The organism is Pseudomonas sp. (assembly GCF_051660785.1).
Lineage (GTDB): Bacteria > Pseudomonadota > Gammaproteobacteria > Pseudomonadales > Pseudomonadaceae > Aquipseudomonas.
In genome coordinates, this window is sequence record NZ_JBOFQE010000107.1 from 1 (window position 1) to 25,640 (window position 25,640).

Below are 25,640 nucleotides of genomic sequence, written 5' to 3' on the forward strand. Positions count from 1 at the left end.
CTGCTCGCGATTGCGGTGTGTCAGTGCCCTCAGCGTTAGCTGACACACCGCTATCGCGAGCAGGCTCGCTCCCACAGGGATTCTGTGTGGTTTTCGACTAGGCGCGACGTGCGAGCGACGGCACCGCTCGCGGCGCGCCCAGCGCACGCAGCAAACAATGCATCGCTTCTTCGCGGCTGCGCTCGAAGCGGTAGCGCGATTCGATGTACAACGCCAGTTTCAACTCCACCGGTTCATCCAGCGGCAACGGCACCTGCTGCAACCCCAACACGGTGGCGACCCGGCTCGGCAGGCTCATGCCAAAAGGCTGACGATCGGCAATCAGTTTGGCCGCCAGTGTGCTTTGGGTATTCACCGCCACCGTTCGGCGCAGGCTTTTCAGACCGAGGTGCAAATCCACCGGGCTGAGGCCATCGCGACGGCTGGAAATCTGAATCTGTGGCTGCTGCAGATACGCTTGCAACGTGCGCGGCGGTTCCTTTAGCGCCGCGCCGTAGGCAAACACGTAATGGTCGGCGGGCAACACCTGCTTGTGCAGACCGGCGAGGCCGGCCAGCGGTTGATCGAGGTCGATCAGGATGTCGAGCTTGCCGCTCGCCAGTTCCTGCAAGGCATCGCGACGGCGTGGCTGGAAGTAACGCACCTGCCAGTCGGCGTGCGGCGCTTCGAGCAAGGCGTCGAGCAGCACCGGTTGCAGGCAGTCCAGGCAACTGATGCGCAGCAGCGGGTTGTTCTGCCGCGCGGCCGGAATCATGCGCAAACCGTCGCGCAACGATTCCAGGGCGGCGCGCACATAGTCAGCCAACCGATGCGCCACCAGCGTCGGCGTCACGCCGAGACGGCTTTTGATGAACAGCGGATCGCCGCACAATTCGCGCAAGCGCCGCAGTGCGTTGCTCATGGCCGGTTGCGACAGGCACATCACCTCGGCGGCGCGGGTGACGCTGCGTTGCTGGTAAATCGCATCGAAGGCGAGCAGCAGGTTCAGGTCGAGCTGGCGTAAATCAAGCATGGTCTTGCTCCGGCAAATCGCTTAACGTCGGGCAGCCTAACCAGTGTCCCGGAACAAGCTGTGAGCCCTACATGACAAAAAGTGATCAGCCACTGCTCCATCAACCATTGCCCAACGCGTTTTATGCGCCGACCTTGCTGCCAGCCATCGAAGAACTGCTCGCCCGAGGCGTTGCCCGTGAAACCCTCGAAGGCCTGTTTCGCCGCAGCCTGTTCGAACTTCGTACGCCGTTCATGCGCGTTCCGTTGTTCCTTTCGCGGCGCTTCTGGGCCTTTGCGCTGGAGCAGACCGGCGATCCGTTGATCGGTCTGGTGGCGGGTCGACGCTTTGTCTCCACCGCCACCAACGGCCTGACCTACCTGTTTGACGTTGCGGCGTCGCTGGAAAGCGCCTGTGATTATTTCGAGCGATTCTTTCCGTTCTTCAACGGGCACTTCCGGGCGCAGATCGTTCCTGACGATGACGGCGTCGAATTGCGGCTACTGGACTGCGGCAGCCTGAAAGCCACTGCTTCGACGACCGATTACATCGTGATCAGCCTGTGCAGCATGCTGCGTCGCAAATTCCTCGCCAGCGGACTGGAGCGTGATCCGATTATCGAGATCGGCCTGGCATGGCCGCGTACTGCCAACCCGCAGGCGCATGAACAGGCGTTCCGTGTACCGGTGCAGTGGGCACAACCGCATCATTCGATCCGCCTCGATCCGCAGATGTTCGTGACCGCGTTGACACCGGGCAACCATGAGCTCGAACAGACACTGTTGGACCTGCTGGAGCAGACTCGGCGCAACAGCGAACCGACGTTGCTGGAGCAGGTCAGCGATCATCTGATCGCGGACCTTGCCGGTGCAAACTGGCAGCAGTTTTGTGCCGACCATCACTGGCTGGAACGCACCGCTGCCCGGCGCTTGAAGGCATTGGGCTGGAGTTTTTCCGAGTTGCAGGATGAGTATCGCCGTTGCCTGGCCGAGGATCTGTTGCAGTCAGCGGATCTGGAGTTGGTAGAGATCTCGGATCGGTTGGGGTACAGCGATGTTCAGAGTTTCAACCGTGCGTGTTTGCGGTGGTTGGGGTGTGCGCCGGGGGTGTATCGGACGCGGTGGCAGCAGCCTTGAATCTCGATTGAATCGACTGACGCCATCGCGAGCAGGCTCGCTCCCACATTGGATCTGTGTCGTTCACAAAACCCTTGTGGGAGCGAGCCGGCTCCGGGCGGCGATCCGACGATGAGGCCGGATAAGCCAACCCAAAACCTCACTGCCCCACCGCCACACTCGTCGCCGCCTGCCCTGGCGTCACAATGCTCTTCAGGTCAATGTACTTCCACTCAGGCTTGGCCCCCAGCCGCGCATTGAATCGATAGTTGAACGTAAAGTCGTCCGCGGTCGGCACGCTCAACGGCTTGCCATACACCGACTCGATCCCCGCCAGGTCATACCCCATCAACTGCAACAGCGTCGGGAAGATGTTGTAGTGACTCGACCGATCCTTGTTTGCGCTCAGCGCCTTCTGCCAATCCAGTGAGCGCAACTGATCCCCTTGAATCACCACCAGCGGCACCAATCCTTCCTCTTCGACCGGATCACCGCCACAGTGGGTATTCAACCCGGGGTTGCCGCGCTCGTGCAGATCCTGCCCATGGTCCGAGGTGTAAATCAGTAGTGCATTGCTCATGTCCGCCTGGGCGAAAACCCGTGAGAAAAACTCCCCGACGTTCCACAACAACGTGTTTTTGTAAGCGTTGCGGTACAGCACCCAATCATCCGGCTGACCGTTGAAACCATCCCGCGTGCCCGTGTCCGCGATCTCGACAAACTGGCCCCGAGGCAAGGTCGGACGATAGGCCATGAACGCATCCGGGTATTTGTCGTGTACCGGGAAATGCGCGCCGACCTTGTTGATCACCACCAGCTCGGGCTTGCCATCGTTGAGCAACTCGATCAGCTTCGCCGCGGCCGCCATGTCACGATCGCGCACGCTGGTCTGGTCGAATTGGACAAACTCGTCGATGTCCTTTTTCTCGGCCTCATTCATCAGGTTCTGCAAGTTGCCGCCGGTGCGCTGGGCATCAATGTAGACGGTGCGCAGGCCGGCCTTCTTCGCGTACTGCCAGATCGACGGCATCGTGCTGTTGATGCGCATGTAGTCGGCGCGGGTGCCGCCGTAGCGCAGGGTGATGTTGGTGTCGGCGCTGCAGTTGGCGATGGACGCGGCGTAACCGTAATTGAAGATCGCAACGCCCGGGCGCGGTTCCTTGAGGTTGCTGTGCACACCGAACGGCGCGTTGATGTCCAGGTAGTTGCCGGAAATGCTCTCATCGATGATCAGCACGATGTCGTGCCCCGGCGATGAATCGTTGCGCGCCAGGCTCACCGACTCGCGCGGGCCGACGGTGTTGTGCAGCGCTTCATAGGTAAACAGGTTCAGATAGGCCAGCGGCGTGTACATGATCGGCAGGCCACGGGCGCCCTCGCCGGCTCGCATGAACAACACTGCGCTAAGCAACAGCACCCCCAGCACCGGTGCCGCCACCAGTAACACACCGGGTAGCGGCATGCGCCGACGCGGCTTGAGCCCGATGCCGAACAGCAGCAGCAATCCGCCGACCACCCCGCTGATGATCGCATCGCGGTATTGATACGCCGCCTCTTGAATGAACCCGCCGGAGTACACCAGTGACACGAAACTGCTGTAAGTCAGGTAATCGGCCGTGACGCGCGTGTAGACATCGAAAAACACCGCTGACGCAAACATCGTCAAGGCGAACACATGCCGGATCAGCGTCTGGCGAATGTAGGCGGTCATGAACAGCGCCACTGTCAGCGCAATAAACATCGCGCCAAACAGCAGCACCGGAAAACCGATGCCCATTGCGCTCAGGCGTTCCAGGTAATAGTCGTAGTTCTTAACTAAATAGAGAACTAAGAGCAGTTCTTTGAGGTATCGAATCATAGTTTTTCCGATGCTCGCGGCCGTCCGTTGGCCAATAGATTGTCGGCCATTTTTTGACACTAGCACCGGGCCATCAAAGCGCAAGAAATGTCGGTTTTTTCCGCAAAGCGTCAAAAAAACGTTGACTCAAATCTGACACACCCGACCGCCTGTAACCCTTGTGTTTCAAGCCCTACGACCGTTTATCGTTTTCTTCCGAATGTGAAAAACCCGTCAAAACCGCGGCAAATCCAGCTGCGGCAAGCACTTGATGGCAAAACGCCCCAAAAATGAGCCTGTTATAGCCACTTAACATGTCATTTTGCTGACACGTTTTCCCAGCGCTGGGCTATACCCCTTTTGACAGTCTTATTTAAGTTCTTTCAACCGTCTTACGAGGCACGCCAATATGGACGTGAGCGTATTTGGTACGGGCTACGTCGGCCTGATACAAGCAGCGGCACTGGCCGATGTCGGACATCGTGTCTTGTGTGTCGACATCGATCCAAACAAGATCAAACAACTGCAACAAGCCGTTCCGCCGATCAGCGAACCGGGGTTGTCCGGCACGCTGGAAGAGAACATCAAGGCCGGCCGGTTGCTGTTCACGACCCAGGCCAGCGATGCGGTCGAACACGCCGAGCTGATTTTCATCGCCGTCGGCACGCCTGCCGATGAAGACGGTTCGGCCGACCTCAGCCACGTCCTGAATGTGGCCCGCCAGATCGCCAGTTACATGGAGGCCGATCGTACACTGATCATCAAGTCCACCGTACCGGTCGGCACCGCGGACCAGGTGGCCGCCACCGCCAACGAAGAACTGCATCGTCGTGGCAAGAGCGCCCTGAATGTTCGGGTGGTGTCCAACCCCGAGTTTCTCAAGGAAGGCAGCGCCCTCGCCGACTGCATGCGCCCGGACCGGATCATCGTCGGCACCGACGATGACGAAGCCCGCAACCAGTTGAGCGAGCTCTACGCACCGTTCTGCCGCAACCGCGAAAAGCTCATGTTCATGGACAACCGCAGCGCCGAGCTGACCAAGTACGCGGCCAACGCGATGCTCGCCACACGCATCAGTTTCATGAACGAACTGGCCAACCTCACCGAGCTGCTCGGGGCCGACATCGAAGCGGTGCGCAAAGGCATCGGTTCGGACCCGCGCATCGGTTACCACTTCATCTATCCGGGTTGCGGATTCGGTGGCTCGTGCTTCCCCAAGGACCTGCGCGCCCTGCTGCACACCGCCGAACACAACGGCATGCCGTTGCGTCTGCTGCGCAGTGTCACTGACGTCAACGACAGCCAGCGCCACATCCTGTTCAGCAAACTGAAAGCACAATTCCCCAACGGGCTGGCCGGCAAATCCATCGCAATCTGGGGCCTGGCGTTCAAGCCCAACACCGATGACATGCGCGAAGCCCCCAGCCGTTACCTGATGGAAGCGCTGTGGGCCGAGGGCGCGAGCGTTCAGGCGTATGACCCGGAAGCCATGTCCGAATGCCGGCGCATCTACGGCTACCGCAATAACCTGCACCTGTGCGCCACCCGCGACGACACCCTGGAAGATGCCGACGCCCTGGTGATCTGCACCGAGTGGAAGAACTTTCGCGTGGTCGACTTCGACCTGCTGGCGAGCAAACTGCGCTCCCGGGTGATCGTCGACGGTCGCAACCTCTACAACCCGGAGCAAGTGGCTGCGGCTGGTTTGCACTACAGCGGCATCGGCCTGCGGCACATCGTTCCCGAGGCGCCGCGACCATGAAGATTCTCGTCACCGGAGCGGCCGGTTTCATTGGTGCCCACTGCGTGTTGCGGTTGATCCGCGACGGGCACGAGGTGTTCGGGCTGGACAATTTCAACGACTACTACGACCCGCAACTCAAACACGATCGCGTGGATTGGGTGCAGGAGCAGGTCGGCACTTTCCAGCTCGCAACGGTTGACCTGGCCGACGGTCCGGCCATCGAGGCCCTGTTTGCCCGTGAACAACCCGAGGTGGTGATCCACCTCGCAGCCCAGGCCGGGGTGCGTTACTCGCTGGAAAACCCTCGGGCGTACCTCGACAGTAATTTGAGCGGGTTTCTCAACATCCTCGAAAGCTGCCGCAATCACCCGGTCAGGCACCTGATCTACGCCTCGTCCAGTTCGGTGTACGGCGCCAACCAGCACACGCCTTATTCGTTAAAGGATGGCGTCAACCATCCGCTGTCGTTGTACGCCGCGACCAAGAAAGCCAACGAGCTGATGGCCCACAGCTACAGCCATCTGTTCGGCATTCCTTGCACCGGCCTGCGGTTCTTCACCGTGTACGGGCCCTGGGGTCGGCCAGACATGTCACCGATCCAGTTCGCCCGGGCGATTGCCGAAGGTCAACCGTTGAAGTTGTTCAACTACGGCGAGCACCAACGCGACTTCACCTACATCGACGACATCATCGAAAGCATCGCACGCCTGATCGAGCGTCCACCGCACGCCAACGCCGAATGGGACCGTGAACAACCGGACCCGGCCAGCAGCATGGCGCCGTGGCGGATCTTCAACATCGGCGGCCAGCACCCGGTGGAACTCAAGGACTACCTGGCGCTGCTGGAAAAGCACCTCGGTCAAAAAGCCCTCGTCGAGTTGCTGCCTCTGCAGCCGGGCGACGTGCTCAACACCTGCGCCGATGCCAGTGACCTGGCTCGGGCAACCGGATTTCAGCCTTGTATCGAGCTGGATGAAGGACTCAGGCGCTTCACCGCCTGGTTCCGCGCTTACTACCCACTGCCTATCGCCCATGCGCCGCTCGCGGCTGAACTTCAGCGGAGGATTCTATGACTGGACTTGAAAAAGGTGTACCGATCAACCAGATGCGCAGAGACAAGCGCCTGGACCCGGAGCATCGAATGCGCCTCGACACTGCGATCCATATGCAGGGTCGCGGCTGGATGACCGGCCGTGATGGCGGCCGGCCCTGGACGTTGTCACGCACCAACCGTGTTGTCGCCTGCTTCGGTGCGCTGGTGATTCTGCTGCTGATCTCGCCCGTCCTGCTGGGCCTGGCACTGGCGATCAAATTCAGCAGCCCGGGACCGGTGATGTTCGTGCAGAAACGTACGGGCTACCGCGGCCGCAAGTTCGGCATGTACAAGTTCCGCACCATGGTGGCCAACGCAGAGGAGCTCAAAGAGTCCCTGCGCCACCTGAACAAGCACGGCGCCGACGCCATCGATTTCAAGATCGACAAGGATCCGCGCATCACCGGCATCGGTGGCTTCCTGCGGCGCAGCAGCCTGGACGAGCTGCCAAACCTGATCAATGTGGTATTGGGCGACATGCGCCTGGTGGGCCCGCGCCCAACCTCGTTCAACGCCTACCGCTACAAGGACAATCACCTTGCACGCCTGAGTATCTACCCCGGCATGACCGGCCTGTGGCAGATCTCCGGGCGCAGCAATATCGACTTCGACCAGCGCGTTGAGTTGGACCTCAGCTATATCGCCGAGCAGAGCCTGTTGCTTGATCTGAAGATCCTGTTGAAAACCCCCTTCAAAGTGTTCAGCGGCCACGGAGCGAGTTAAATGGACGGTTCATCAGCCAAAAGCCTAAGCATTGCCAACCCGAGCGAGTCCAACCTGACCTCGACCGTGCTCGATCAAGATCTGCGGATCCTATTCCTGACCTCCGCCAACCCCGGGGCAGGCACCACTACCAGTGCTTTGGCACTGGCCAGTCAACTGGCGCAAATGAGCAGCGGCGAAGTGCTGCTGGTCGATGCCAGCCAGTCGGCGACCAACCTCACGCATCAACTGGGGCTGACCAAGGAGCGCGGTTTTCGCGACCTGCTGTTTAACACCCAGAGCACGCCACTGTTGCAGGACTGCGTGGTGAACGTTTCCAGCCTGCCGTTCCACATCCTGCCCAATGGCCGGTATGTGCGCGGCACCGAACGCCTGACACCCGAACGCCTGGGACCGTTGCTCGACCAGCTCGGCAGTCAGTACCGCTTTGTGGTGATCGACGGCGACGCGGTGTATTCCGCCGCCGACACCATGATCATCAGCACCCAGGTGGACGGCGTGATCATGGTCGTGCGCTCCGAGGACACTCGCTGGGAGGTGGCCCAGGCGGCCGTTCAGCGCTTGACCCAGGCCGGCGCGAAACTGGTCGGCAGCGTCTTCAACCGACGCAAGTACTACATGCCGAAGTGGCTGTACAAAAACCTGTAAGCAATCAGAAAGGGATGACGACATGAATGCCAAAATGCTTGTCCTGCTGTTGCTGCCGCTTGCAGGTTGCTCCAGCACTTCCGAAACCCAGCACATGCCGGTGAATATCCTCACGGCCTCACCGGCGAACGCCCAGGCCACCGATATGCCCAAGGTCGAACAGACCCTGCGGCCACAGGATGTGCTGGACGTAATCTTCCGCATCAGCACCAGCGGCTCGGACGCCTACCGCATCCAGTCTGGTGACCAGATCGGACTGAACTTCACCGCCGCCAGCCAGCTCAACGGCAGCCAACTGGTGCTGCCCGACGGCACCATTGAACTGCCGGGCGCCAACACCTCGGTGAAAATCGCCGGGCTGACGTCCGAACAGGCGCGGGAGGAAATCCAGCGGGCCTACCAGCGCAAACAGCTGTTCCAGCCTAACCGCAACCAGCTGTCCGTGCAGGTCATCAGCCCGCTGAGCAACGAGGCGAACCTCAAAAGTGCCCTGAACCACCCGGGTACCGGCATGAGCCGGGAGATCACCGTGGGCACCGACGGCTACGCAAGCTTTCCGGAAATCGGCTCCGTGCCGCTGCAAGGCATGACCGTCAATCAACTGGAAACCTTCCTCAATCAACGCTACGCGAAGCTGCCAGGACGGATGACCGTCGACGTGTTGCTCAAGTCCACCGCCGGCAATGAAATCTTTGTGCTGGGTGAAGTCGGTCAACCGGGTTCCTACCCGATCCGCCGGCCGGTCTCGGTGCTCGAAGCGCTGACCCTGGCCCGTGGCAGCAACACCAAGGCACGGCTCGATTCGGTGATGATCATGCGCCGCAATGGCAACCAGGTGCAGGCCGTACGCTACGACGTTGAAAAAGCGTTGGCCGGCGATGCGTCGCAGATTGCGTACCTGCAACCGGACGACATGCTTTATGTGCCGAAGACCAAGCTGGCCAGCGCCGGTGAGCTCGCGCGGCAACTGGCAGACGTGGTGTTGTTCCAGGGCGTGGGCTTCAGCTTCGGCTACCGCGTCGACAACAAAGACAGTGACAGTAACTAACTCTCAGGTGACCGACCATGAATCCAAAGGAAAACTACCTGCACGAGTTCTTCAGGATCTTCTTCGCCAACAAACAGTTGGTGAAGCGAGTCTTCCTGGTCTTTGCAGTGATCGCCCTGGTCTTGCCGCTGATGCTCAAACAGAGCTTCGATATCACCGCCCAGGTGATCGTGCAGTCCAAAAAACTCTCTCAGGGAGACGCCACGACATCCCTCAACCAGGAGAACGCCTCGTTCATTCCACCGTCCCTGGCGGACATGGAAACCGAGAGCAATATCCTGCGCTCGCCGGCGTTGATCCGGCAGACCATCAGCGAGTTGCGCGACAAGGGTGAGTACACGCCCACCCCTGGCGTCTTCAACAAACTGGTGACCCAGCCGTTCAAGCAGTACGTGACCACGCCGCTGCGCGAACACGTGATCAACCCGCTGAAAGCCACTCTGGGCCTGGAAACCGATCCGGTGCGCGACACGGCGCTGGATGCACTGACCCAAGAGGCGATGGACAGTCTGAAAATCGAGACGCTGCCAGGCTCCAACGTGATCTCCGTCATCTACAGCTTTGACAATCCGACCCAAGGCACCAGGTTTGTCGCAACCTTGCTGCAGAACTACCTGACCAGCCGTCAGGAACTGCAATCCATCGACTTGCCACAATCGTTCTACGAAACCAAAAAGAAGCAGTACCAGGTTCGGCTCGATGGCCTGGAAGGCACTCGACTGGCCTTGCTTGAAGGCGTCGGCTCGTCCGATCCGAAGGAAGAAATCACCTTCCGCCTCAACGCCATCAACACCGAGGAGCAAGCGCTCAACCTGTACCGCGATCGCCTGCTGCAAAGCCAACGCTGGCTCGACTACCTGAAAACCAGCCTGGCCGCTGCCAGCAACTCCAAGCTGAATGACTACACCTTCCCCTACACCTTCACCACTACCGTGGACAACGTGGCGTTCGAGGACCGTGAGATCAAACAGATGGGTGAAGCCCTGACCACTCAGGTCAGTCGCTACATGAACGATCTGGCGATCTTCCAGCCAGGCAGCGAACCGATGTTGCTGACCCGCGAGCAAATCGCCCGCACCCGTCAGCAGTTTCTGAAAGTGGTCAGCAACCGGATTCAGGAGCGCACCAACGACCTGGCGATTGTCAGCTCGGTAATCAACCAGAAAACCGCGCGCATTGCCGAGTACAAGGAACGCATCCACCAGTTGCAGCAAACCCAGAGCAAGCTGCGGCAGATGGACACCGAGATCAACGGCTTGCACGCGGCGTTCTCGACGTACGCCCAGCGCTTCGCCGAAAGCAGCACCTCTCGCTCGCTGGACAACGACCTGTCCAACGCACGGGTGCTCAGCCCGCCGTACGAGCCTACCGAAGCTGCGTTCCCGAAACCGATGCTGATTATTCCTTTCGGGTTGTTCACCGGTCTCTTGCTGGCGATTGCCCTGGTCTATGTGCGTGAGTTCTTCGATCACCGTTTCAAACACCCAGCGCAAATCACCCACGAACTGGGCTTGCCGGTGCTGTTGGTGATCAACGACCAAAACGTGGAACGGACCAATCCGCACAGCAACTGGTCCGTACCTGGACTCGTGCATTGGGTGCGCAATTGAACGCGCCGCTCAACCCTTCCCTGCCGATCATTCATTTGCTCAGCAGCGGCGGCTTCTACGGGGCTGAGCGGATGCTGCTGGACCATTGCCTGGCGACGCCGGGGCAGCACCAGGTGCTGTTTCTCGATGCGCCGCCAGAGTTGATCGCGCGGTTTCGCCAGGCGGGGGTCGACTGCCGGGGTTGCGCGGGGCTGGGGGCATTGCTCGCGCATTTGCGCCAGCGCCGGGCGGAACGGCCGTTGATCAATACGCACAACTTCAAGGGCCTGTTGTTTGGCTGGGTGGGCGCAACGCTGTTGCGCCTGCCGCTGGTGATTACGCAGCACGGTTTTACACCGCGCAGCCGCAAGCAGAAGTTCTACACCTGGCTGAGCCTGCAACTGTGTCGCACCGCGTCGGTAAATCGGGTGGTCTGCGTCGCCGAAAGCATCGCCGTGTTGTGCCGCAAGGCCAGTGTCAGGGCGGAAAAGCTGCAAGTGATTCCCAATGGTTTGCCGGCAGCCACCGGCCTGCTGCCGCCCAGCGTCGACCGTCAGCGTTGGCTGGCGGGTTACGTCGGACGGCTGAGCAGTGAAAAAGGCCCCGACTATTTTCTCGATGCGCTGATTCCGCTCTGTCAGCAACACCCGCAACTGGACGCCGTGATGCTCGGCGACGGCCCGGAACGGGAGACGCTGCTGGCGCGCATCAACGACGCCGGTTTGCAGGAGCGCATCACCCTGCCGGGTTATCAGACCGACATGGGTAAGTGGTGGCAGCAACTCGATGCGCTGGTGATCAGCTCGCGCACCGAAGGCACACCGATGATTCTGCTCGAAGCAATGCAAGCCGGCGTGCCGGTGGTGGCGTTTGGCGTCGGCGGGATTCCCGATGTGCTGCAAGACCGGCACAACGGCCTGCTGGCGACACCCGCCGACAGCGCCGCCCTCGCCCGCCAGATCGGTTCGTTGCTGACTGAACCGGGCTTGGCTCGCGAACTGATCGACAACGCAAAACGTACGCAATTGGACCGTTACGACCTCAAGGCCCTGGCCGAACGCTGGTCGCAACTTTATCTCCGTACTGCACGGGAGGCACGCGCGTGATCTTTCCGCTCTCGATCGTCAGTTTGTTCGGCCTGGTCTGCCTCGGTTTGCTGGCCAGCCCTTATCCTTTTCTGGCGCCGGGAGCGGTGCTGGGCCTGGTCGGTGTCGCTCTGCTTTACCGCAAACCCACCTGGGGCTTGCTCGGGATCGCGGCACTGGTGCCATTCGAAGGTTTCTTCAAGGACAGTTCGCTGTCGGGCACCAAGTTCCTCGGCGCGTCACTGGCCGTGATCCTGATGCTGCAACTGGCCATCCATCAGATTCCGTCGGAACGCCTGCGCAGCAACATCTGGCGCTACCTGATCTGGTTCATGGTCTTGTACATGCTCAGCGTGATCAACACCGACAACATGGCCATGTCGATGGGGCATCTGCGGGAACTGAGTGTCGGCCTGGTGTTGTTTGTGATCACCCTGCTGATCGGCCGCGAGCTGAACATGGACCTGTTCGCCAAACTGGTCACCCTCAGTGTCACGGCGACCTGCGTGCTGGCGATGTTCTCCAGTAAATATCAGGACCAGGGTCGCGCTGCCGGCCTGCTGGAAGACCCGAACGCCTTTGCGATGCTGATCGCTTTTGCCGTGCCGCTCGCCTTGCTGCTGGTGGTGCGCAGCCCGCACTTTCTGCATCGGGTGTTCTGGGTCGGGTGCTGCATTTTGCTGCTGGGCGGCATGACCAAGACCGAATCCCGTTCGGGGCTGGTGGTGCTGTTCCTCAGCCTGATGATCGGTGCCTGGCACTACCGCGCCGAGCTCAAACGCATCCGTCCACGGCATCTTGGGTTCGCGATGCTGGGCCTGGTGATCGTGATTCCGCTGGCCATTTATGCGATGCCCAAGGGTTACATCGAGCGCATTCAGTCCTTGAGTATTTTGAGCGCCGGCGCCAAGAGCCAGGATCAATCCCTGGGCCGTCGCGCCTCGTACATTGTGGTCGGCAGCCAGATGATCCGCGAGAACCCGCTGCTGGGCACCGGCCCCGGGACGTTCCCGCTGCACTACGCCACCACCGGTTACGCCAAGGCGTTTTCGGCCAACCGCAAAATCGGCGACCTGTACCGCCGCGCCCACAACACCTACCTGGAAATCTTCAGTGAACTGGGGATTCCCGCCGGCCTGTTGTTCGTCGGCATGCTCGGCCTCGGCTTATACAACCTGGTCCGCGCCCGTCGGGCATGGATGCAGCGACGCAACCGCGAACAAGCGGATTTGCTGACGCACCTGAGCATGAGTTTTCTGTCGCTGACCCTGTTTCTGATGTTCCTCAGCGCACCCAACCAGAAGTACGTGTGGATCATGCTCGCCCTGACCAGCGTGCTGCGATTGAAAGCCGAAGAAACACCACTCGTGGAGGCCAAGGCATGACCCGCATCAGCATTGTCATTCCGATGTACAACGAAGCCCATCACATCGCCCGGACCCTGCTGGCTGCGCAACGCGCCGCCATCGCCGCCGGAGTGGAATGCGAGCTGATCGTGGCCGACAACGGCTCCGAGGATCAGGGCCCGCACATTGCCCGGCAAATGGGCGCGCAAGTGCTGGTGCTGCCGGGCTTGCTGATCGGCGCCTTGCGCAATCGCGGCGCCGCCGTCGCCACCGGTAAATGGCTGGCCTTCATCGATGCCGATATCGAAGTGCCCGAAGACTGGCTCACGCTGTTGTTGAGAATCGAGCCTGCGGTGCAGGTCGACGTCCTCGGACTGGATTTGCACACCCCGGCGCAAGCGCCCTGGTACGCCGATGCGTGGCAACGCCGCCTGTTGCGTCCCAGCGCGGAAACGGTGCAAACCGTGCGCTGGCTGCCCAGCGCCAACCTGCTGATGCGCCGCCATTGGTTCGACAAGGTCGGGGGCTTCAATGAAAGCCTGCGGACCGGCGAGGACAAGGACTTCACCATGCGCCTGTCCCACGCGGGTGCGCGCCTGCTGTCGGTCAATCAGAGCGTCGCCCTGCATTGGGGTTATGAGGCCAGCTGGCGGGAATGGATGGGCAAGGAATTCTGGCGTCAGGGCAGTCACCTGCAGTTACTGCGCAGCAACGGCATGAGCCTGCGTCTGCTGCGGTTCCCGATGCTGTCGATAGCCGCCTGGGTGCTGGATATTGCGGCTCTTTTTGCCCTGCTCAATGGCCAGGTCCACCTGATGCTGTTCCTGTTGCTGGTGACCAGTTTGCCCGCGCTCGCCCTGAGCATGCGCCAGAGCGTCAAACACCGTGACCTGGGCCTGACGCTGCAACTCTGGGGCCTGCATTGGGTGCGTCTGCAACTGGCCGGTGCCGCGTTCATCCTCAGTCTTTGTCATTGGAATGCCAGGAGGCCCGCCCGTGGCTGAATTCATTTTCTGGTTGTGCCTGCTGCTGCCGGTTTACGCCTATATCGGTTATCCGCTGCTGTTGACGCTGTTGGCGCCGTTGTTTGCTTCACGGCGTCATGCGCCGCCGGAACCGATGAACATCAGCATCGTGATTGCCGCGCACAACGAAGCGCGGCACATCGAACACAAGCTGCGGACCCTGCTCGCGCAGGATTATCAGCCGGCCTCGCTGCAGATCATTCTGGCCAGTGACGGTTCGACTGACGACACCGTTGCCTGTGCGCGCAAGGTCATTGACCCGCGCATCACTGTTCTCGACCTGCCTCGCCAAGGCAAGGCAGCGACCCTGAATGCCGGCGTGGCGGTGAGCACCTGCGATATTCTGGTGTTCACCGACGCCGACAACCAATGGTCCCACGACACCCTCGGTCACCTGCTCGCGCCCCTGTGCGACCCGCAAGTCGGCGCCTGCGCCGGGCACATGGTGATCCCGGTCACCGGCGGGGGCCTGAGCATCGGCGACAGCCTCTACCGGCATTACGAAGGCTGGCTGCGCAAAGTGGAAAATCGCACCGGCTGCATGGTCTCCGCCGACGGCGCCCTGCTCGCCCTGCGCCGCGAGTTGTTCCAGAACGTGCCGGCCGAGGTCAACGATGACTTCTTCATCAGCACCTGCGCGCCCGTGGCGTTCAAGCGAATTGTCTATGTGCCCGAGGCGCAGGTGATCGACCAGGGCGTCGATGAGGCGGACAAACAGTTCCGCCGTCGTCAGCGGGTCACCGTCGGTGGCTTGCAAAGCCTGGCCCAGCGCAGCGAGCTGCTCAATCCGCTGAAACATGGTCTGTATTCGATTGCCTTGATCAGCCACAAGCTGATTCGTCGACTGGCGCCGGTCCTGTTGCTGCCGCTGTTGCTGAGCAACTTCTGGCTATGGGAAGAACACGGTTTCTATCGCCTGAGCCTGGTCGCGCAGTTACTCGGTTACGCCGTGGCCATCGCCGGCCTGCTGGATTCGCAACACCGTTTGCCCAAACCTTTCCGCCTCGCCGCGTTCCTTCTGGTGACCCTGGCCGGGATGAGTATCGGACTGTGGCAGTTCCTGCGCGGGCAGCGGTACGCCCAGTGGAACCCCGAGCAAAATCGTTGAAAGGACTGTGCCATGGCGATCAAACAATTATTAAAACGCACCAGTGGCTGGCTTTACCTCAACTCGTCGGTGGGGCGCACTCAACTGCAAGGTGCCGGCGTGATCCTGATGCTGCATCGGGTGCTGGCCAGCGACCAGGCGGCCGACCTGCCCCACCGCAATGAGCTGTGCGTCGGGCCGAAAGCCTTCGAACACTTGCTGGTGTGGCTGAAAAAACACTTCGACTGCGTGTCGTTGATGGACATCCTGCAACCCGGAAAGGTGAGATCGGACCGGCCGAAAATCACCCTGACGTTCGACGACGGCTGGCGCGACAACGCGGTGAACGCCTTCCCGCTGCTGCAAAAATACCAGGTGCCGGCGAGCATTTTTCTCTCCACCGATTTCATTGGCAGCCGCCAGCGGTTCTGGTGGGAAAGCATCGGTGAAACCCTCTGGGGCAGCCACGGTGAACGGGCCCGCAAGCAATTGATCGATTGCCTGCAACAGGTCGGTCGGCCGTTGCCGGTGCCCTTCGATGAGCTGGATCCGGAGCGTCGCAGCCTGGCCTTGGTGCATTTTCTGCACAGTCTCAAAACCCTGAGCCCTGCTGACCTGAATCGACTGACCGATGAGTGCCCGGACGAGTCATTGCCCCAGGCGCTGGACTGGCATCAGGTACGCGCACTGGAAGCCTCGGGGCTCGTGCGGTTCGGCCCGCACGGCGCCAGCCATGCGATTCTCACCGGCCTGGATGATCAGCGTTTGCACGAGGAGCTGAGCCGCAGTCGCGACGCCTTGCACAACGGCTGCAACCGGCCGCTGCCGGTTTACTGCTACCCCAACGGCGACAACGATGCGCGGGTGCGCGAACAGGTCGCCGACCATGACTTCCCGTTCGCCCTGGGCACGGGCACCGGGATTTATCGGGGCACCGACGACCCCTTGAACCTGCCACGCTTCGGCGTCAGCCAACGGGTGGCGCGCAATCCGCAGCTGCTGTCCTGGCGCCTGTATCGCGGGGCACGCGCATGAGCCGCAGCCGTTATCTCAAGCATCTGGCCCTGAGCATGGGCACCAAACTGGCGATGATCGGTTTGCGGCTGATGCGCAACGTATTGCTGGCGCGGATACTCGGGCCGAGCGAACGCGGCTTGTTTGCGCTGCTCAGCACCCTGCCCGACCTGATCAGCGCTGCCACCAGTGGCGGGCTGAATTCGGCGGTGGGTTTTCAGGCAGCCAAGCAGCGGCCCATGGGTTTGCTGCTGAGTCAGGTGCTGGTGTTCGGTTGCCTGCTGGCGGGTCTGTTGACCTTGCTGGTGGTCGCCCTGGTGCGCGAGTTCGGCAATGAACTCGACATCACTACGCAATTGGGCCTGCTCGCCTGGCTGTTGCTGCTGGCGGTGCCGCTGACCGTGCTCAAAAGCGGACTGCTGACGCTGCACAACGCATCCGGCGGCGTGGTGGCGTTCAATGCGTTGCGCCTGCTGGAATCGCTGGTGCCGCTGCTGCTGTTTCTCGCCTTGTTCTGGATGTGGAAAGACTCGGCGCTGGAAGCGGCGCTGATCAGTTGGCTGTCCGGCATCAGCCTGGTGGTGCTGGCGGGCTGGTTCTGGCTCAAGCGCGATCAGCCGCTGAAATTGCAATGGGACCGCGCCAGTCAGAACGAGCTGCTGCGCTACAGCGCCCGCAGTCATCCGGACCTGCTGTTCCAGCAAGTGATCCTGCGCTCCGATTATCTGTTCATCGGCGCCCTGCTCGGCAGCACTGCACTCGGTCATTACGCCATGGCCAGCGCCGCCGCCGAATTGCTGCTGATCGTCCCGGAGGCGGTGACCACGCCCTTGATGAAACGCCTGCTGCAACAGGAAGAAGGCATCGACAAAGTCACGCCGCTGGCCCTGCGCCTGACCGCCACAGTGATGCTCGGTGCCTGTATCACCATGGCCGTCATCGGCGAGTGGCTGATCGTGACGCTGTTCGGCGCGGCCTATCAGCCCGCCTATCCCGCCTTGTTGGCGTTGCTGCCGGGCCTGTTGGGCCTGTGCTATGCAAGCATCCTGCGCCTGGACCTGCTGGGCAAGAACCGTCCCGGCACGATTTCGCTGTTAATGGGCCTTAGCGCCCTGCTCAACCTGGCGCTGAACCTTGTATTGATTCCGGCCTACGGGATCGTCGGCGCGGCGGCGGCATCGTCCATCGCCTACGTCGCGGTGACCCTCGCGCTGCTGGTGATGTACTGCCGGTTGAGCGGTGTGCCGGTCTGGCAAACCCTGATCATTTTGCCCAGCGATGTCGCGCCGATGCTGCACATGCTGCAAAGGAAGTCGGCATGAAACGCCTGGCCCTGTTGTTGAGTCTGGGCCTCGCGCTGAGCGCCCAGGCGGCGCCCATGCGTTGGGCCGACATTCGTGATGGCAGCCTGTACCTGCAACCGGATCGCCCCGACACCCTGACCATTCGCTGGGCGCCGGCGTGGCAGGCGGATGCCAACGAAGAACGCCTGTACCTGCTCGATGGCCAAGGCAAACTGCAGGGCGAACGCCTGATCGCCGCCAGTGAATCGCGCGGCAGTCAGAGCTGGCCGTTGGCGCCAAGTGCCTCCAGCTATCAACTGGAAATTCCGGGCTACAGCTTCCGTCGCTACCGGGTGGAACACGACGACAGCACGGTGGCGCTGTTCGCCCCGGCCAAGGTGCATTTCAGCGCCGAAACCCACAATAACGACGAGCTGTATTTCAAGGTTGCGCCGGGTGAACACGCGGTGCTGGCCGGCAAGTTCCACGGTGGCGTCAGCGCCCTGCAAGCGCAGCGCGTGGGCGACGGCAAACAACTGGCACTCACGCTGAAACCGTATCGGGGTTATTGGCAGTTCGACAAGGTCGAGTTGCCCGTCGCCACCGAGCCACAAGTCTGGCGCCTGCGCCTGCAAGGCAGCGGCAAAGTGGCGTTCTGGCTCGATGGCACCGCCAACCTTTTCGCCCAGAACCCGCAGCAGCTCAAGCCCCTGCGCGAGGACGATGGCCAGGTCCGGTTGACCTTGCACAACAAAGAGCTGGGGCCGACCCCGTACCTCGGCATTGCCCTGCCCTACGTCAAGGTGCCGGAATCGAGTTATGCCGTGCTCGACGCGCTCAAGCCACAGGCAGGGACTTATTACAGTTTCGTCGACATCACGGCGAAGAAACCGCACTACGAAGATGAATTCCGTCGGCTGTATCAGGACCGCTTCGGTATCACCCAGGACATCACGCTGTTGGCCGGGAGCCAGCGCCAGGCGGATCTACGCGCCGACACCATGAGCAACGCCGGGCTCGACGCCTGGCTCGCCGCGACCCGAGCCCTGGGCGGCAAAGGCACGCACTACATCGGTTTTGCCGACGAGCCGAACCTCAACTACCCGGACTACGCCAACTACCAAAGCATCTTCAACAGCATGGCCCGGCAAGTGCGCAGCGATCCCGCCAACGCCAAGGCCGGCGTGCGCATTGCCATGCCGGCCAGTTCGCGGCTGGTCAACGGCCCGTTTGCCGACAACGCCGCCGACAAGCGCGGTATCGATTGGGCCAAACGCTTGCTGGCGGAATCCGGCGACAACATCGATGCCCTGGCCTGGCACGAATGGATGATTCGCGACCTGCTGGCGACCCGGGTCTACCGTGACAGCGTGCGCCGCGCCGCCGATCTGGTCGGCCTCGACGCTCAGGGCCGGCCGCGCAAGGCGTTGCTGCTGGACCAGACCAACATGTCCAGCGGTTCCAGCCTCAGCCCGTACGATCAGGAAACCCACTTCGCCTCGTTGTGGTGGGCGTCGGTCGTCATCAACTCGTCACAGGACGGCTTGCTGGAGATGCTCGGCTGGTTCCAGGCCGCTGACGAGCCGAACTACCCCAAAGGCATGTTGCGCGTGCTCGGCGAGAATTCCTTCGAGCTCAAGCCCGTGGGCCTGGCCCAGCAGTTCATCCGTGAACATTGGCTGCACAACGTGATGAGCCTGGAAAATGACGCTTTCGAGGTCGACGTGCTGGCCATGGCCGAGGACCTCAAGCGCAGCCTGCTGGGGGTCAACAAAGGCACGCGTTTGCAGCGTGTGGCCCTGACCGGCGCCCAGTGCCCGATGGCCAATGGTTCATTACGCTACTTCGGCGCGGACAACCGTGCCCGCGACGCGCCATTCGACTGCAAGAATGGTCGCGTCAGCTTCGAGCTGCCAGGACGGACCCTGTTTAATCTAAGCTGGAGCGCCTCATGAATTGCCCACTATTGCATTGCGACCCCGGCCACTGGCCGCACCTCGCATCACTCCACTCACGGCCCAGACCGTCAGGAGTCAATACCATGAGCGTTTTGCAGAAACTCAGCCGCCACATCAAACAAAAAGGCTTGCGCGCCACCCTCAAAAAAATCTGGAAACACTACGTGTTTTCCCACGAAGAACTGCTGTGGATGGAACGTGACCTGGTCACTCCGGTACCGCCGCACAAACTGCGGCCCTACCCGCCACTGCGCCTGGAAACCATCACCGAGCAAAACGCGGTGGCGTTCACTCGTCACTTTGGCGATCGGGTGGAAACCATGGCCGAACTGGCCCGCGAGGGTCACACGGGGCACATGTATCTGGACGACAATGGCGACACCGTGGCGTTCATTTGGGGCAGCGCGCGCAACTATCACGACCGTCATTACTACGGCTGCTGGTTCCCGGTGAAGGAAGGCGAGTTCTTCGAGTTCGGCGGCGAGCAGATACGGGCCTACTGGGGGACGCTGTTGTCACTGGACTTTCAGCTGAACCTTTGGAAAGCCATGCAGGCGAAAGGCTGCAACAAAGTGGTGGATGTCTGCGAGTTCCACAATATCCCGGCCCTCAAGCTGCACATTCGCATGGGGTATCAAGAGCAAGGGCGGATCATGAACGTCTACGAGCTGTTTGGTCGTTGGCGCTTCTACCGCGAAACCCATTACAGCGGATCACGCCTGGATGCCTTGCGCAAACCGGCTCGTGAATCAGCCCCGGCAGCGGTGACCTGACCCTATGGCAGCACGATTCGAATGGCGCACTTCACTGTGCGCCGCTGACTTCCCGGCAACGGCTTATGAAGCGTTGCGTCTGCGAGTGACGGACCACACGCCGTTCAACACCCTGGCCTGGATGCGCGCGTCCGAACAGGCACTGACCGCCGGGCAACGCTTGCATGTGTTGCTCGGCTGGCAAGGTCAGGAACTGGTCTTGTGCCTACCGTTGGTGGCAGCCGACGAGCGTTTCGCCGGTCTGCCATTTCGCGTGTTGCATCACCTTGGCTATCCCCTCGCCGACCGCCTCGCGCTACTCGCCAGAACCGACTCGGAGAATATCCGCAAGGCGCTGATCGAGATCCGTCGACAACTTCCCCACGCCCTGCTGCAACTCAACGAGTTGTCGGAACCTGTCGGCGAGGAAAGCGCGCTGACCGAGTGGATGACCCACAGTTCGACCGGTGAACGACGCCTCAGTTGTCGGGTGCCGGTGCACGTGATCAGCGATACGGACCATCAGGAAGTCTCTGGCGACCCGCGCTACAAACTGCGCCGCGCACGCAAACGCATCGCCGCCTGTGGTGCTATCGTTCGGCGGATCACGCCCGATGCTTCGACCATGGGCCCGTTGCTGCAGGCCATCAGTGAAGTGGAAGCGGTCAGTTGGAAAGGTGATGAAGGCGTCGGAATTTTCGCCGACGAACGCCACCGACAATGGATGGACCGTGCCTTCACCGCCCTCGCCGAACAGGGGCTGGTGCGGGTCGTGGTGCTGGAACTGGACGGGCGCTGCATCAGCTACCGCCTCGGGTTGCTGGAGCAAGGCCGGCTGTACGATTACAACCTGGCGTTCCTGCCGCAATACGCCGACCTGGGCAGCGGTCGGGTGCTGCTTGAAGAGTGGATTCGCTGGGGACTGGACGAGCACTGGCGCTGGATCGACGCCTCGCGGGTGAGCCTGGAAAACTCCAGCCATCAACTTCACGAACGCATGACCGGGCAACTGGAACACTGGCGCTGGAGTTTTTACTCCTGGCGCCCCAGCGGCATCGCGTTGGGCCTGGCCCTGAGACTTTGGCAGTGGCTCAAGCCCGTATTACAGAAACGGCGAGCCAAACGTGCGGCAGACGCCGTCACCGCAACTCCGGCCCCAGTCGCCGCGGTGGTCAAGGCCGCGAAGCCAACCGACAACAACAGGGAGGGCGAACATGCCTCGACAAGTCATAGTCAACGCTGACGATTTCGGTCTCAGCCCGTGCGAAAACGCGGTGATCCTGGGTGCCTTCCAGGCCGGGGTGATCAGCTCCGCCACGGCTATGGCCAATATGCCAGCCTTCGAAGCGGCGTGCGTGATGGCCCAGCACCCGTTGCTCAAGGACCGGATAGGCCTGCATTTCAACCTCACGTACGGGCGCCCTTTGAGTCAGTCGATACTGGGTCGAACGAATTTCTGCGACAGCAACGGTGTGTTCGATCTCAACCTGCCCCGCCACCGCCTCTGGCTCAGTCGCCGGGACCGCGACGCGGTGCTGGAGGAGCTTCAAGCGCAATGGCAACGCTGCCTGGACAACGGCGTGCGGCCCAGCCACATCGATTCCCATCAACACGTGCACAACATCTGGCCCATCGGCGAAATCGTTGCACGCTTCGCCGCCAGCCAGGGTGTGGCCGTGCGCCTTGCGCGCAATCTGGGGCAAAACCTGAGTTTGCCCAAGCGCGTGTTCAAGACGTTGCTCAACAGCCGTTTGCAAACCCTGGCCGGTGTGACAGCGGATTATGTTTGCACGCCGGTGGACCTGCGCAACGACGCAATGCCGACCGACGGTGTGCTGGAAATCGTCGCTCATCCGACGCAGCTCGGGGCTGATTTCGGTGATGCCTATTTACTCCCGGAAGAGTCGCTAACCCGCGTGCTAGAGCGGCGCCTTAAAGGTGTTCCACGGGTTTCCTATGGCGCTGTGAACACCCATTCGATGACAGTTGTAGCCGCGCTCGAATGAATTACATAAGTTGCAACATATTCAAAACTGGCGCTTTGACATGAACCAGCAGCCTTGATCTATACCCATCAAAAGCGTTTCCAACCACACCCTGGCTTAGGCTAAGGAGAGCAGCATGAGCATCATCGAAAAGCTTCGCGAACGCATAAAACAAAAGGGCCTGAGCCGCACGTTCAACACGCTGTGGAAACGCTACGTGTTTTTCCACTGGGAGCTTTTATGGATGGAACGTGACCTGATCAGCCCGGTACAGCCGCACAAACTGCGTCCCTATTCGGGTCTGCGCATGGTGAACATCACCCCGGAAAACGCTATCGCTTTCGGCAAGCATTTTGGTGACCGCGTCGAGACCATGGCCGAACTCGCCACCGAGGGTCACACCGGGCACATGTATCTGGACGAAGAAGGCCACGCTGTTGCGTTCATCTGGGGCAGCATCCGCGACTACCACGACCGTCACTATTACGGCTGCTGGTTCCCGGTCAAACCGGGTGAGTTCTTCGAGTTCGGCGGCGAAATGACCCGTCCCTACTTCGGCACCAGCCTGTCGGTGGATGCTCAGGTAGACCTTTGGGCGGCAATGGCGGCCCAAGGCTGCAACAAGGTGGTGGACGTCTGCGAAACCCACAACATCCCGGCGTTGAAGCTGCACATCCGCATGGGCTACCACGAACAAGGGCGCGTCACCCACGTCTACGGCCTGTTCGGCCGCTTGCGCTTCTACCGCGAAACCCGCTACACCGGCTCGCGCCTGGACCCGCTGCGCAAACCGGGACGGCCGGTAGTGACGGGGGCGGCGAACGCCTGATTGCTGGATCAGAGACCGAGTCGCGGCCTTCGCGGGCAAGCCCGCTCCCACAGTGGATCTTCAGCGCATACAGCATTTGTGCTCGACGGGATTCAAATGTGGGAGCTAGCCTGCTAGCGATGGCGGCGGCACATTCGGCATTGATGTGAGTGACAGATAGCTATCGCTAGCAGGCTAGCTCCCACAGTGGATCTCCAGCGCACGCAGCATTTGTGCTCGGCGAGATTCAAATGTGGGAGTTAGCTTGGTCGCGATGGCGGCGGCTCATTCAGTTTTGATGTGACTGACAGATGGCTATCGCGAGCAAACTCGCTCCCACAGTAGATCTTCAGCGCAAACAGATTTTGTGTTCGACGACGATCAAATGTAAGTCAGGGCGGTATTCGCTCGCGAGCGCGTGATGTGTCCTACATACCTCTGGGAAAAAACACCCATAGCCAAGGAACCGCCTGACTGCTCATTCGTATCCATATGGATACATTTGAGCAATGAATTATATTATTCAACAAACTATGATCTTCGTGGCATGGCATGCCTCAGTCCGTGACTTGCGGGCGAAGGTAGCTATCGCTCGCCGCATTGATCGTGCCTCTGCAGGTAATCTGGGCGATATCAAACCGGTGGGCGATGGCGTTTCCGAAATGCGCGTGGACGTCGGTGCCGGCTATCGGGCTACTTCACTTTGCGAAACAGTGTCGTCATTGTGCTTTTGGCTGGTGGTGACAAATCTTCGCAAGCCGCCGATATCAGGCGGGCGAAAAAATTGGCAAAGGAGGTTTAAACATGAGCCAGACTTTGATTACTTTCGATATGGCGGCGCTGCTGGACAGTGACGAAGCCATAAGCGAGTACCTTTCACAAGTGCTCGCAGATGGCGATAACGAGGAATTTCTTCGTGCTATCGGCTATGTGGTGAAAGCACGCGGAATGACGCAGATTGCCAAGGATTCGGGCATGGGTCGCGAAAGCCTGTACAAGGCCTTCGCGCCCGGTGCAAAACCGCGCTTTGATACGGTGTTGAAGGTCATCCATGCCCTCGGCATTGATCTGTGTGCGCAGCCGGGTCATTCGGTAAATCACTCAGCTCTTTAAGAGATTCTTCTGACAGGCTGCTCGCTTCTCCACCACCAACGTAAAACACATCGGCAACTGCGCCGTCTGCTTCTCATACCGGTCATAGAGTTCCTCGCGGTTGGAATGCGGGTACTCCTTGAAATGGTTGATCTGCAGCCCCGCCTCGATGGCGGCTGTGAAAATTGCGCCCAGGGTGTGGACGAACCAGTAGGACGACGCGGCCTGCTGGTCGACTTTGCCTTCGTAGACGATCGGCTGGTCCTGCACGAACGGCTCGCTGCGAAAATAAGAGCTGTCCAGGCGATAAGGATCGGCAGCCTCGGGGTCGAACATTTCCAGGAAGGGATGGGTTTCGTACACCACCAACGCGCAGCCAGGCTTGAGAGTCTGCGCGACATGGCGCAAGAACGCGCCGATGTCGGGCATCCAGTTCAATACGCCGATGGTGATCAGCGCCACATCGAAGCGCTCATGAAGTTCGGTCGGCAGGTGATGAATGTCGGCCTCGATGAATTCAAGCTCATGCGGCGAGAGGCAAGCCAGTTCTCGCGCCTGATCGAGAAATGCCTCGGACTGATCCACGCCCACCACCCTGCGCGCCCCCAGCGCAAACAGCGAGATACTTTCCCGCCCGTTGTTGCAGCCCAGTTGCACCACGTCCTTGCCATCGACGCCGACCTGCTCCAGCACACCGCGGAGTGTGTCGTCGATGCAGCAAAAATCGCGCTGACTGACCGCCTTCACCAAAGCCCGCCAATCGGGGGTGTCTTTATGGTGTCGGGCGGAATCGTTCCAGGCATCGCGGTTGCTGGCGATGGCATTTTCTTTGGTCGGCATTTCCATTGCGCACTCCAGAATTCGGCTCTTGGTTGACCGGCACGAGTCTAGATCAGCGTTCTGAAAAACCCACCGGGCGTTTGTTGGAATGTTGTAATCCGGGCAACGCGAACGCGAGCCCGTACGGCAGCTATAGTTAATGGCCTTGGGGAAGTGCGGGAAAACCGATTTCGCAGGTGCTGCCATGAAAACAACCGATCTGACGCTGATGTTCGCCCTTAGCCTGACCGCCATCACCGGCGCCCAGGCGGACGACACGCTGACACCCACCACCGATTACAGCAGTGACTTCAATTATTACGGGGCCGACCAGCCCTTCGCCCACCCGGTGCCCCCTTCCCTGAGCACCGTGCCGCCTCGGTCGTACATCCCGACAGCCCCGCGGGATTTCATCCCGATTGCCAGCCAGCATGTGTTCCACGACTCAATATTACCGACCGTTGCGGATGCCTCCGTTCGAGTGTTCATCCGCTCCTACGACCCGGTACACGGCGTCTACGTCAACGAAGAAGTCCTCGACCCTTCGTGCGTGCTCGAATGCCTCAGCCGCCAGGAAGCAACGTTGCAATGATGGTTG

23 protein-coding genes and 1 pseudogene are annotated in these 25,640 nt (G+C 60.7%); 21 read left to right on the top strand and 3 right to left on the bottom strand.

Annotated features, from left to right (window positions below; all coding sequences use genetic code 11):
- Positions 1-97 precede the first annotated feature (97 nt).
- Positions 98-1,012 (bottom strand): LysR family transcriptional regulator, encoded by a 915-nt coding sequence (locus tag ACRC4F_RS29695; protein ID WP_438662501.1) that lies wholly within the window; start codon positions 1,010-1,012, stop codon positions 98-100.
- Between the two features lie 71 nt (positions 1,013-1,083).
- Here ACRC4F_RS29695 and ACRC4F_RS29700 point away from each other — a divergent pair, with 71 nt between their 5' ends.
- Positions 1,084-2,127 carry a helix-turn-helix domain-containing protein gene (locus ACRC4F_RS29700; RefSeq protein WP_438662502.1) on the top strand — a complete coding sequence of 348 codons (1,044 nt, stop codon included), beginning with the start codon at positions 1,084-1,086 and terminating at the stop codon, positions 2,125-2,127.
- Positions 2,128-2,266: 139 nt separating this feature from the next.
- Here the strand turns inward: ACRC4F_RS29700 and ACRC4F_RS29705 are convergent, their stop codons facing one another.
- Positions 2,267-3,964, bottom strand: a complete 1,698-nt coding sequence (locus tag ACRC4F_RS29705) for a sulfatase-like hydrolase/transferase (protein WP_438662503.1) — start codon at positions 3,962-3,964, stop codon at positions 2,267-2,269.
- 388 nt (positions 3,965-4,352) lie between these two features.
- On the opposite strand from ACRC4F_RS29705, the gene ACRC4F_RS29710 reads away from it, so the two are divergent.
- From ACRC4F_RS29710 to ACRC4F_RS29800, 19 genes and pseudogenes are all read left to right on the top strand, one after another.
- Positions 4,353-5,705 (top strand): UDP-glucose dehydrogenase family protein, encoded by a 1,353-nt coding sequence (locus tag ACRC4F_RS29710; RefSeq protein ID WP_438662504.1) that lies wholly within the window; start codon positions 4,353-4,355, stop codon positions 5,703-5,705.
- Positions 5,702-6,760, top strand: a complete 1,059-nt coding sequence (locus ACRC4F_RS29715) for an NAD-dependent epimerase (RefSeq protein WP_438662505.1) — start codon at positions 5,702-5,704, stop codon at positions 6,758-6,760. Before ACRC4F_RS29710 ends, ACRC4F_RS29715 begins: the two co-directional genes overlap by 4 nt.
- The gene (locus tag ACRC4F_RS29720; RefSeq protein ID WP_438662506.1) at positions 6,757-7,503 is read left to right on the top strand and encodes a sugar transferase; all 747 of its coding nucleotides are present in this window, start codon (positions 6,757-6,759) and stop codon (positions 7,501-7,503) included. Before ACRC4F_RS29715 ends, ACRC4F_RS29720 begins: the two co-directional genes overlap by 4 nt.
- Entirely contained in the window at positions 7,504-8,151 is a 648-nt protein-coding gene (locus ACRC4F_RS29725; RefSeq protein ID WP_438662507.1) for a CpsD/CapB family tyrosine-protein kinase, read from the top strand. It abuts the gene before it with no gap.
- 22 nt (positions 8,152-8,173) lie between these two features.
- Positions 8,174-9,199, top strand: coding sequence for a polysaccharide biosynthesis/export family protein (locus ACRC4F_RS29730; RefSeq protein ID WP_438662508.1), 1,026 nt, complete (start codon positions 8,174-8,176; stop codon positions 9,197-9,199).
- Positions 9,200-9,216: 17 nt separating this feature from the next.
- Positions 9,217-10,809, top strand: a complete 1,593-nt coding sequence (locus tag ACRC4F_RS29735; protein WP_438662509.1) for a GumC family protein — start codon at positions 9,217-9,219, stop codon at positions 10,807-10,809.
- Positions 10,794-11,894, top strand: coding sequence for a glycosyltransferase family 4 protein (locus ACRC4F_RS29740; RefSeq protein ID WP_438662510.1), 1,101 nt, complete (start codon positions 10,794-10,796; stop codon positions 11,892-11,894). Before ACRC4F_RS29735 ends, ACRC4F_RS29740 begins: the two co-directional genes overlap by 16 nt.
- Positions 11,891-13,258, top strand: coding sequence for an O-antigen ligase family protein (locus tag ACRC4F_RS29745; protein WP_438662511.1), 1,368 nt, complete (start codon positions 11,891-11,893; stop codon positions 13,256-13,258). The genes ACRC4F_RS29740 and ACRC4F_RS29745 overlap by 4 nt, the downstream gene beginning before the upstream one ends.
- Positions 13,255-14,223: a glycosyltransferase family 2 protein gene (locus tag ACRC4F_RS29750; RefSeq protein ID WP_438662512.1), complete on the top strand. Its 969-nt coding sequence runs from the start codon at positions 13,255-13,257 to the stop codon at positions 14,221-14,223. The genes ACRC4F_RS29745 and ACRC4F_RS29750 overlap by 4 nt, the downstream gene beginning before the upstream one ends.
- Positions 14,216-15,352: a glycosyltransferase gene (locus tag ACRC4F_RS29755; RefSeq protein ID WP_438662513.1), complete on the top strand. Its 1,137-nt coding sequence runs from the start codon at positions 14,216-14,218 to the stop codon at positions 15,350-15,352. The genes ACRC4F_RS29750 and ACRC4F_RS29755 overlap by 8 nt, the downstream gene beginning before the upstream one ends.
- A gap of 12 nt (positions 15,353-15,364) precedes the next feature.
- Entirely contained in the window at positions 15,365-16,366 is a 1,002-nt protein-coding gene (locus ACRC4F_RS29760; RefSeq protein WP_438662514.1) for a polysaccharide deacetylase family protein, read from the top strand.
- The gene (locus ACRC4F_RS29765) at positions 16,363-17,667 is read left to right on the top strand and encodes a lipopolysaccharide biosynthesis protein (protein WP_438662515.1); all 1,305 of its coding nucleotides are present in this window, start codon (positions 16,363-16,365) and stop codon (positions 17,665-17,667) included. Before ACRC4F_RS29760 ends, ACRC4F_RS29765 begins: the two co-directional genes overlap by 4 nt.
- Positions 17,664-19,583 carry a hypothetical protein gene (locus ACRC4F_RS29770; protein ID WP_438662516.1) on the top strand — a complete coding sequence of 640 codons (1,920 nt, stop codon included), beginning with the start codon at positions 17,664-17,666 and terminating at the stop codon, positions 19,581-19,583. The genes ACRC4F_RS29765 and ACRC4F_RS29770 overlap by 4 nt, the downstream gene beginning before the upstream one ends.
- Before the next feature lie 86 nt (positions 19,584-19,669).
- Complete coding sequence (locus ACRC4F_RS29775) at positions 19,670-20,359, top strand: N-acetyltransferase (protein ID WP_438662517.1); 690 nt, start codon at positions 19,670-19,672, stop codon at positions 20,357-20,359.
- 4 nt (positions 20,360-20,363) lie between these two features.
- Complete coding sequence (locus ACRC4F_RS29780) at positions 20,364-21,581, top strand: GNAT family N-acetyltransferase (RefSeq protein WP_438662518.1); 1,218 nt, start codon at positions 20,364-20,366, stop codon at positions 21,579-21,581.
- A complete protein-coding gene (locus tag ACRC4F_RS29785) occupies positions 21,553-22,344 on the top strand; it encodes a ChbG/HpnK family deacetylase (protein ID WP_438662519.1) in 792 nt (263 codons plus the stop codon). Before ACRC4F_RS29780 ends, ACRC4F_RS29785 begins: the two co-directional genes overlap by 29 nt.
- Before the next feature lie 115 nt (positions 22,345-22,459).
- Complete coding sequence (locus ACRC4F_RS29790; RefSeq protein ID WP_438662520.1) at positions 22,460-23,152, top strand: N-acetyltransferase; 693 nt, start codon at positions 22,460-22,462, stop codon at positions 23,150-23,152.
- 488 nt (positions 23,153-23,640) lie between these two features.
- Positions 23,641-23,933 (top strand): annotated as a pseudogene (locus ACRC4F_RS29795) (type II toxin-antitoxin system RelE/ParE family toxin).
- A 2-nt stretch (positions 23,934-23,935) separates the two neighbouring features.
- On the top strand, positions 23,936-24,244 hold the full coding sequence (locus ACRC4F_RS29800) for an addiction module antidote protein (protein WP_438662521.1): 309 nt from the start codon (positions 23,936-23,938) through the stop codon (positions 24,242-24,244).
- Here ACRC4F_RS29800 and ACRC4F_RS29805 read toward each other — a convergent pair.
- Positions 24,233-25,069 (bottom strand): class I SAM-dependent methyltransferase, encoded by an 837-nt coding sequence (locus tag ACRC4F_RS29805; protein WP_438662522.1) that lies wholly within the window; start codon positions 25,067-25,069, stop codon positions 24,233-24,235. The genes ACRC4F_RS29800 and ACRC4F_RS29805 overlap by 12 nt on opposite strands.
- 178 nt (positions 25,070-25,247) lie before the next feature.
- Here ACRC4F_RS29805 and ACRC4F_RS29810 point away from each other — a divergent pair, with 178 nt between their 5' ends.
- Positions 25,248-25,634, top strand: coding sequence for a hypothetical protein (locus tag ACRC4F_RS29810; protein ID WP_438662523.1), 387 nt, complete (start codon positions 25,248-25,250; stop codon positions 25,632-25,634).
- Positions 25,635-25,640 lie beyond the last annotated feature (6 nt).

Bases quoted from the DNA above. Each gene is read 5' to 3' on its own strand.
- ACRC4F_RS29695 (WP_438662501.1), bottom strand. From the start codon at position 1,012: ATGCTTGATTTACGCCAGCTCGACCTGAACCTGCTGCTCGCCTTCGAT.
- ACRC4F_RS29700 (WP_438662502.1), top strand. From the start codon at position 1,084: ATGACAAAAAGTGATCAGCCACTGCTCCATCAACCATTGCCCAACGCG.
- ACRC4F_RS29705 (WP_438662503.1), bottom strand. From the start codon at position 3,964: ATGATTCGATACCTCAAAGAACTGCTCTTAGTTCTCTATTTAGTTAAG.
- ACRC4F_RS29710 (WP_438662504.1), top strand. From the start codon at position 4,353: ATGGACGTGAGCGTATTTGGTACGGGCTACGTCGGCCTGATACAAGCA.
- ACRC4F_RS29715 (WP_438662505.1), top strand. From the start codon at position 5,702: ATGAAGATTCTCGTCACCGGAGCGGCCGGTTTCATTGGTGCCCACTGC.
- ACRC4F_RS29720 (WP_438662506.1), top strand. From the start codon at position 6,757: ATGACTGGACTTGAAAAAGGTGTACCGATCAACCAGATGCGCAGAGAC.
- ACRC4F_RS29725 (WP_438662507.1), top strand. From the start codon at position 7,504: ATGGACGGTTCATCAGCCAAAAGCCTAAGCATTGCCAACCCGAGCGAG.
- ACRC4F_RS29730 (WP_438662508.1), top strand. From the start codon at position 8,174: ATGAATGCCAAAATGCTTGTCCTGCTGTTGCTGCCGCTTGCAGGTTGC.
- ACRC4F_RS29735 (WP_438662509.1), top strand. From the start codon at position 9,217: ATGAATCCAAAGGAAAACTACCTGCACGAGTTCTTCAGGATCTTCTTC.
- ACRC4F_RS29750 (WP_438662512.1), top strand. From the start codon at position 13,255: ATGACCCGCATCAGCATTGTCATTCCGATGTACAACGAAGCCCATCAC.
- ACRC4F_RS29760 (WP_438662514.1), top strand. From the start codon at position 15,365: ATGGCGATCAAACAATTATTAAAACGCACCAGTGGCTGGCTTTACCTC.
- ACRC4F_RS29765 (WP_438662515.1), top strand. From the start codon at position 16,363: ATGAGCCGCAGCCGTTATCTCAAGCATCTGGCCCTGAGCATGGGCACC.
- ACRC4F_RS29770 (WP_438662516.1), top strand. From the start codon at position 17,664: ATGAAACGCCTGGCCCTGTTGTTGAGTCTGGGCCTCGCGCTGAGCGCC.
- ACRC4F_RS29775 (WP_438662517.1), top strand. From the start codon at position 19,670: ATGAGCGTTTTGCAGAAACTCAGCCGCCACATCAAACAAAAAGGCTTG.
- ACRC4F_RS29780 (WP_438662518.1), top strand. From the start codon at position 20,364: ATGGCAGCACGATTCGAATGGCGCACTTCACTGTGCGCCGCTGACTTC.
- ACRC4F_RS29785 (WP_438662519.1), top strand. From the start codon at position 21,553: ATGCCTCGACAAGTCATAGTCAACGCTGACGATTTCGGTCTCAGCCCG.
- ACRC4F_RS29790 (WP_438662520.1), top strand. From the start codon at position 22,460: ATGAGCATCATCGAAAAGCTTCGCGAACGCATAAAACAAAAGGGCCTG.
- ACRC4F_RS29800 (WP_438662521.1), top strand. From the start codon at position 23,936: ATGAGCCAGACTTTGATTACTTTCGATATGGCGGCGCTGCTGGACAGT.
- ACRC4F_RS29805 (WP_438662522.1), bottom strand. From the start codon at position 25,069: ATGGAAATGCCGACCAAAGAAAATGCCATCGCCAGCAACCGCGATGCC.
- ACRC4F_RS29810 (WP_438662523.1), top strand. From the start codon at position 25,248: ATGAAAACAACCGATCTGACGCTGATGTTCGCCCTTAGCCTGACCGCC.